Below are 7,015 nucleotides of genomic sequence, written 5' to 3'. Positions count from 1 at the left end.
CGGTATCGGGCTGGGTATGCCTTTCGCCTCGTCCATACCGCATATGATAAAAGCCGAGGTTTGGGTGTGAGGGTTTGCACAACCGTGGGTTGGGCTTCCATAATGGTCCAACCACCCTGCAAAGGCCTGGTCATGGTGAGCCCTTCATTCCTCTGGACCGCACAGTCTTGTGCTGAGGTACCTGTCCATGCCCCTCCACTCCGGCCCCTCATGCTTGAGCTGTCAGGCCCTGGGATCAACATACAAGCCTTTCGGAGCAACGGGTGTCTAGGTACCGTGCAGCTCAGCACAGCAGATTCTCTGACAAAGACGGCCTCCGAAGGGCATACCCGCTTGTCATGATCGGTTTTTTCGAGAGTCGCTGGGTCTGCTTGTGTACAAGTTGATGCAGAATCGGGCTTGGAAATTTCCAAATATGTGGTAGGCTCTGCCTTGCGGATGAGCCGGAGTTTCCATACCTGCTCCCGCTCTCGGCGGAGGTTTACTTGTTAAGCACAATCTCTGTCGTTGATTTATCCGAAAAGGTACGCCATCAGGTCAAGCCCGAGCGTTATGCGCATATCTTACGGGTAGCCGAACTGGCTGCCGAAATCGCCAGGGCCAACGGGCTCGATGCAGAAAAAACCTATCTGGCCGGAATCCTGCACGATTCTGCGCGCAATTTCAGTGCCGAGCAACTGGTGGAACTGGCGCCTCCAGAAAACGAGATTGAACGCAAGCATCCGCTGGCCCTGCACGGGCGCGCAGGCCGCCGGGTGGCCCAGGCGTGGGGCATCGAAGACGAAGAAGTGCTCGAGGCCATCGAGGGCCACGTATACGGAGTCAGCCCCGAACATAAAATCGGCATGGCCCTCTACATCGCCGATGTCTCCGAACCTGGTCGTGGGGTCAACCACGACATACGCGGGTTGGCCTTGCAGGGCCGGCTCGAGGAGGCCTACCAGGAGGCCGTGATCTGCAAGGTAAACTACCTTCAAAGCAAGGGCATCGAACCCCATCCACGTACCATGGCGGCTTACCTGGCGGTAACACAGCAGAAGCGCAGTTAGTACCGATGCTCCTCCCTGCAGGCCGGGTCAGATGGTAAAGCAAGGGTCTCTTAGCTAATCTATAGCTCGACCATCTATGGGGAAAGCGATCGTACTTTATAGCACGGAAGTGGGTTCTGTACGGAGTCAGATTCGATTTCCTGCAAAAACCAGACGAACACTCTATAAATGTCAAATTCGGAACCCGACCGAAGGGAGACGCTTTTTTCGCCGCCCGTCCGGGAGGGGGGTGCTCCAGGATTCAATAAGTGAGCCTCGGGATCCCTTGGGTTTGATGATTACCTTTTTGAGTCTGGTATAACGCAGGTGACCCCCTCTTTCGCCAAGTTTTGGGTTGCCTATTACGTTCCGACCTGCCCGATTTTGTAATCTAATGGTCATGGCACAACCCCAGACACCCCATCGCACCAGACTGGGGTCGTCGGTACGTACACGCCGTTCTGGGCCGCGTTTTTCGCTAATTTTGCTGGGGTTGGCCCTGCTGACCCTGGCTGGGGCGCTGGCCTATGGCCCACAGCTCGAGGAGGTTCGGGCGGGGCTCTTCGGAACGTATGCAGGAAGCAGCCCTTCCGAAGAACTCAGCCTGGTGGTGGCAGCCCGTGACACCGAGTACTGTGGCTACCATACCGCTTGCGGGCCGGGGTTCCGCACCGACACCATCTTCTATATCCGCTTTCGCGGCTCGGAGGCCACACTGGTAGCCCTTCCTCGCGATTTGCGCTACAGCGGCGAGACCCCAGTCGGCTTTTTCGATGGAAAGATCAACTCGGTCTATCAGCGTGGGGGCGGTGCAGAGGGCTTGCGGCTGGCGGTAGAAGATATCCTGGGAGTGCCCGTGCAGCATTACCTGATTCTGACCTTTGAAGCCGTGATGAAACTGATCAACGCGGTGGATGGGGTGGATGTGGTACTGCCCTATCCGATGAAGTACACCGACCGGGCCGCCGGTTTGTTCATAGATTTTCCGGCTGGCCCCGTACATCTGGACGGGAAAGATGCCGTCAAATACATGCGGTTTCGCCACTGGGAAGGCTCCGATCTGGGCCGCCTGGATCGCATCAAAGAAGTGATGGGGCTAGCTGCCCGCAAGGCCCAGAGCCCCCGCTACTGGTCGCGTCTGCCAGGGGTTGCGGGTGCGGTGTGGAACTCCCTCGAGACCAGTCTGCCGGTATCCACTGCGCTGGGGCTGCTGCCCAACCTGCGGAGTCTGGCCATGAAAAGCGCCACCCTGCCGACTCTCGAGGAAGGCAACAGCCTGATTCTCGACCAGGCCGCCATGGCCTCGTTTGCCACCGGACTGCTAGACTACCCCGCCGATGCCGAGGTGATGGCCCGCCTGGTGCAAGCCGAAGCCCTGGGCCTCAAAACCCTGCTACTCGACCGGAGCGGAACCGGGCAAGGGGAGCAGTTCATCCAGGGCTTCCTGCAAATGGGTATCTACCCACCGGAGTTGCAGGTAGGTGAGGTGGGTGGCACCAGTGGGGTATTTGTACGCAGTGGGGTTTCGATGGTCAGCGGTGAGTCTCCTGCTTTTACCCTGGCTCGAGACTACGCCAATCTGCTGCATCTTCCGCTCCAGTCCCGCATTCGCCTCGAGCCCAGGGGCTACGATGTGGTTATCGTACTGGGGTCGGGATAATGACGATTGTCTACCGTTCTACGCCTTCGACCTCAGTGATCGGCTAGACCACCGACTCTGAACTATCCACTCTCTGGCAGTCGGTGTTCTTCTTCGGGTAAAGGTTCTTCGTCGGGGTCGAAGGCATAGTAGAGCTTGAGCGGTTGGATCGAGACCACCCGCAAAACCTCGCCGCAATCCGGGCACTCCACCTCGAGGCCCGCCCTCACGTTTGTTATCTCGACGAGTTCATCGCAGACCGGGCATTTCGAGACTTCCAGGGTTTTCATCCTTCACCTCCGGGAGCTTTGGCAGGTCCGAGTAGCTTCGTTATCACCAGCATGGCAGCAAGCGGCGGGGCGAATGTCCTCATGGTCTGGGTCTCGGAGCCAAAAAACCGCTATAATCTGGCTTGCTCGAGGCGCCCACTACGGACGCGAACCAGCGGTTTACTGTCCAGTGCGCACCTGGGGTGGCGCGCCCCGCAATGAGCGTCTCGAGGCGCCCACTACGGACGCGAACCAGCGGTTTACTGTCCAGTGCGCACCTGGGGTGGCGCGCCCAGCAATGAGCGTCACGGAGGCACACCACGCCTCCGAAGCAAACGTCTCGAGGCTACCTATGGCAACTGCAACCATACCCCATTCCCACTCGCTGCCGGAACGCAACCCCGGCACCACGTTTGACCTTAGCGCGGTCGAGGGTGCTCTGGTAAATAAGAGCGCTGTCGAACGGCGGGCCGCCACCCTACCCACCCGTCGCACCGTGAAGAAGGAGTGGCAGGCCGCCTGGCTTCTGCACGCCATCAGAACCATTGACCTTACCACCCTTGCGGGCGACGACACACCAGGCACGGTACGTCGCCTCTGCACCAAAGCCCGCCAACCCGTCCGCCCAGAACTTTTGCAGACCCTGGGGGTAGCCCCCCTCACTACCGGCGCAGTCTGCGTCTACCACGAGATGGTGCCTGCTGCTGTGGCCGCTCTCGAGGGCTCAGGCATCCCGGTGGCTGCCGTCTCGACCGGCTTTCCGGCGGGTCTGAACCCCCACCGCCTTAAGTTACAGGAAATCGAGGCTTCGGTGGCCGCCGGGGCCGGTGAAATTGACATCGTGATCTCGCGTCACCACGTCCTGACCGGCAACTGGCAGGCCCTCTATCACGAGGTGCGCGACTTCCGCGAAGCCTGCGGCCCGGCCCACATGAAAAGCATCCTGGCGGTTGGCGAGCTGGGCACCCTCAAAAACGTCCTGCGGGCCAGCATGGTCTGTATGCAGGCAGGCTCCGACTTCATCAAGACCTCGACCGGCAAGGAAACCGTCAACGCCACCCTGCAAAATAGCCTGGTGATGGTGCGGGCCATCCGGGCCTTCCACGAGCAGACTGGCTATAAGGTAGGCTTCAAGCCTGCTGGGGGCATCCGCAGCGCCAAGCAGGCCCTGGACTGGCTGAGTCTGATGAAGGAGGAACTGGGCCACGAATGGATGCAGCCCCACCTTTTCCGCCTGGGGGCCAGCGCCCTGCTAAACGATATAGAGCGCCAGCTCGAGCACTTCGCGTATGGGCGCTACGCCTCGATGCAGTACCAGCCACTAGGCTAGCGCCTTGAACTCAAAGAGACGGACAAGGCCTGCTTGCCATGGATCTGGAAAAACGTTGAAGCAGTAGACCTCCGACTTTCGACTTTTGACAAAAGAACCCTGCGCCCTCTCCTCAGGAGTACGACATGACCGTCGCCGAACTTATGGACACCCTACCCTATGGCCCCGCGCCCGAAGCCGCCAAACCCGCCCTGGACTGGCTAGAAGCCCATCAGAGTAAATTCCAGCTTTACATCGGTGGAAAGTGGTGCGCACCCTCGAGCCAGGCCTGGTTTGACTCCATCAATCCCGCCAGCTCACAAAAACTGGCCGAGATCGCCCAGGCGGGGGCTCAGGATATAGACCAGGCGGTCAGGGCAGCCCGCACAGCCTTTTCCACCTGGAGCCAGACCCCAGGGCATCTGCGGGCGCGCTATCTGTACGCTCTCGCCAGACAGGTTCAAAAACACGCACGCTTGTTTGCTGTGCTTGAAACCCTCGACAACGGTAAGCCGATCCGCGAAACCCGTGATATTGACATTCCGCTGGTGGCCCGTCATTTCTACTATCATGCCGGCTGGGCACAGTTGATGGAGAGCGAGCTGCCGGACTACGAACCCGTGGGAGTGGTGGGGCAGATCATCCCCTGGAACTTTCCCCTCCTGATGGTCGCCTGGAAAATCGCCCCTGCCCTGGCCATGGGCAATACGGTGGTGCTCAAACCCGCCGAGTTTACCTCGCTGACCGCACTCTTGTTCGCCGAGATCTGCCAGAAGATCGGCCTGCCCCCTGGCGTAGTTAACATTGTCACTGGCGATGGAAAGACCGGGGCGGCCCTGGTCGAACATCCGGGCGTGGACAAGATCGCCTTTACCGGCTCGACCGAGGTGGGTCGCATCATCCGCAAGGCCACCGCTGGAAGCGGCAAAAAGTTGTCGCTCGAGCTCGGCGGCAAATCGCCATTCCTGGTCTTCGATGATGCCGACCTGGACAGCGCGGTAGAGGGCGTGGTAGATGCCATCTGGTTTAACCAGGGGCAGGTCTGCTGTGCAGGTTCAAAGCTCCTGGTGCAGGAGGGTGTGGCCGAGAAGATGTACGCCAAGCTCCGCGCCCGCATGGAGAAGCTGCGCGTGGGCAACCCTCTCGACAAGGCCGTGGACATTGGCGCCATCGTGGCCCCGATACAACTACAGAGGATTCAGCAGCTCGTCCAGCAGGGGGTGGACGAAGGGGCCGACCTCTGGCAGCCCAGCTGGGCTGTACCCACCGAGGGATGCTTCTACCCCCCCAGCCTCTTCACCAAGGTAGCTCCGGCCTCCACCATCGCCCAGGAAGAAATCTTTGGCCCGGTGCTGGCCGCCCTGACCTTCCGCACCCCCGACGAAGCGGTCAAGCTAGCCAACAACACCCGCTACGGTCTGGCCGCCTCCATCTGGAGCGAGGACATCAACCTGGCCCTGGACGTGGCCACCCAGATCAAGGCCGGCACCATCTGGATCAACAGCACCAACCTCTTTGATGCTGCCAGTGGCTTTGGCGGCTACCGCGAAAGCGGCTTCGGGCGCGAGGGCGGCAAGGAAGGGCTGTGGGAGTACGTGAAAAAAGCCGATCATCGTTTGTCGTTGGTGGATGGCCAGAAGAAAAAGACTCGAGCCAAGGGTTCTGTCTCCAAGACCCCAGACTATAGACCCCAGGCTATTGACAGCCTTCCATCCATTGACCGCACCGCCAAGCTCTTCATCGGCGGCAAACAGGCCCGGCCCGACAGCGGCTACAGCAAAGCAATTTATGGCCCTGGGGGTGACCTGCTGGGTGAGGTGGGGCTGGGCAACCGCAAGGACATCCGCAATGCGGTGGAGGCCGCCCGTGGGGCCTTTGAAGGCTGGCGCAGGACCACCGGGCACCATAGGGCGCAAATCCTCTACTTCCTGGCCGAGAACCTCGAGGGGCGCGCCGAGGAGTTCGCCCGCCGCATCGCCGGGCAGACCGGGCAGGGTGGTAGGGCCGAGGTGGAAGCCGCGCTGGACGCCCTCTTCACCGCTGCGGCCTGGGCCGACAAATACGACGGTGTAGTACACAATACCCCTATTCGCAACGTGACCCTGGCGGTTCCCGAGCCCATCGGCGTGATGGGGATTCTCTGCCCCAACGACCAGCCCCTGCTGGCCCTCGCCAAGCTAGCCGGAGCCGCCCTGGCAATGGGCAACACCCTGGTGGTGGTGCCCTCCCCCGCTACCCCCCTCACCGCCACCGATTTCTACCAGGTTCTGGAAACCTCCGACATCCCCGCCGGTACCTTCAACATCGTGACCGGCGAACGCGATGAACTCGCCAGGACTCTGGCCGAGCACGATGATGTGGACGCAGTCTGGTACGCGGGGCCGCAGGCCGGGCAGGCCATGGTCGAAAAGGCCAGTGCCCATAACATGAAACGCACCTGGACGCCTGGTGAGAGCGGAGCCCTGCCGGACATGGAAGAGATACTGCGACAGGCTACCCAGGTGAAGAATATCTGGGTGCCCTACGGGGCCTAGAGCGGTGTTCTTTCTGAAAACCGCCCTGGTATACAGCGTCCCCGAACGGGGACGAACGAACCCGACCGAAGGGAGACATTTTTTTCGCCGACCCGGCCAACCACACTCAATCACCTCCCAAAGAAGCCTCCCGGACTCACCTGCTACCGCAAGGTAGCGATCCACGACCTCAGGTCGAGGCGGTGGGAGCATTTGAAGGGCAATTCGAAAAGGAAACATCGGAGGTACACCGGCAG

At 60.5% G+C, this 7,015-nt stretch carries 5 protein-coding genes; 4 read left to right on the top strand and 1 reads right to left on the bottom strand.

The window, feature by feature from the left end; translation table 11 throughout:
• Positions 1-485 precede the first annotated feature (485 nt).
• Both yqeK and Q0288_RS06160 read left to right on the top strand, forming a co-directional pair.
• Positions 486-1,049 carry a bis(5'-nucleosyl)-tetraphosphatase (symmetrical) YqeK gene (gene yqeK, locus Q0288_RS06165; RefSeq protein WP_299428752.1) on the top strand — a complete coding sequence of 188 codons (564 nt, stop codon included), beginning with the start codon at positions 486-488 and terminating at the stop codon, positions 1,047-1,049.
• 379 nt (positions 1,050-1,428) lie between these two features.
• Entirely contained in the window at positions 1,429-2,688 is a 1,260-nt protein-coding gene (locus Q0288_RS06160) for an LCP family protein (RefSeq protein ID WP_299428749.1), read from the top strand.
• 62 nt (positions 2,689-2,750) lie between these two features.
• On the opposite strand, the gene Q0288_RS06155 is transcribed toward Q0288_RS06160, so the two are convergent.
• Positions 2,751-2,957 (bottom strand): hypothetical protein, encoded by a 207-nt coding sequence (locus tag Q0288_RS06155; RefSeq protein WP_299428746.1) that lies wholly within the window; start codon positions 2,955-2,957, stop codon positions 2,751-2,753.
• Between the two features lie 331 nt (positions 2,958-3,288).
• On the opposite strand from Q0288_RS06155, the gene deoC reads away from it, so the two are divergent.
• Together deoC and Q0288_RS06145 are read left to right on the top strand one after the other, a co-directional pair.
• Complete coding sequence (deoC, locus tag Q0288_RS06150; protein WP_299428743.1) at positions 3,289-4,266, top strand: deoxyribose-phosphate aldolase; 978 nt, start codon at positions 3,289-3,291, stop codon at positions 4,264-4,266.
• Positions 4,267-4,391: 125 nt separating this feature from the next.
• Positions 4,392-6,779: an aldehyde dehydrogenase family protein gene (locus Q0288_RS06145; RefSeq protein ID WP_299428739.1), complete on the top strand. Its 2,388-nt coding sequence runs from the start codon at positions 4,392-4,394 to the stop codon at positions 6,777-6,779.
• Positions 6,780-7,015 lie beyond the last annotated feature (236 nt).

It is taken from the genome of uncultured Meiothermus sp. (genome assembly GCF_937863175.1).
GTDB lineage: Bacteria > Deinococcota > Deinococci > Deinococcales > Thermaceae > Meiothermus.
Note: the sequence above shows the minus strand (reverse complement) of the source record. Positions and strands in the feature narration are given on the sequence as shown.

Coding starts and splice junctions, on each gene's coding strand:
- Q0288_RS06160 (WP_299428749.1), top strand. CDS start 1,429: ATGGCACAACCCCAGACACCCCATCGCACCAGACTGGGGTCGTCGGTA.
- Q0288_RS06155 (WP_299428746.1), bottom strand. CDS start 2,957: ATGAAAACCCTGGAAGTCTCGAAATGCCCGGTCTGCGATGAACTCGTC.
- deoC (WP_299428743.1), top strand. CDS start 3,289: ATGGCAACTGCAACCATACCCCATTCCCACTCGCTGCCGGAACGCAAC.
- Q0288_RS06145 (WP_299428739.1), top strand. CDS start 4,392: ATGACCGTCGCCGAACTTATGGACACCCTACCCTATGGCCCCGCGCCC.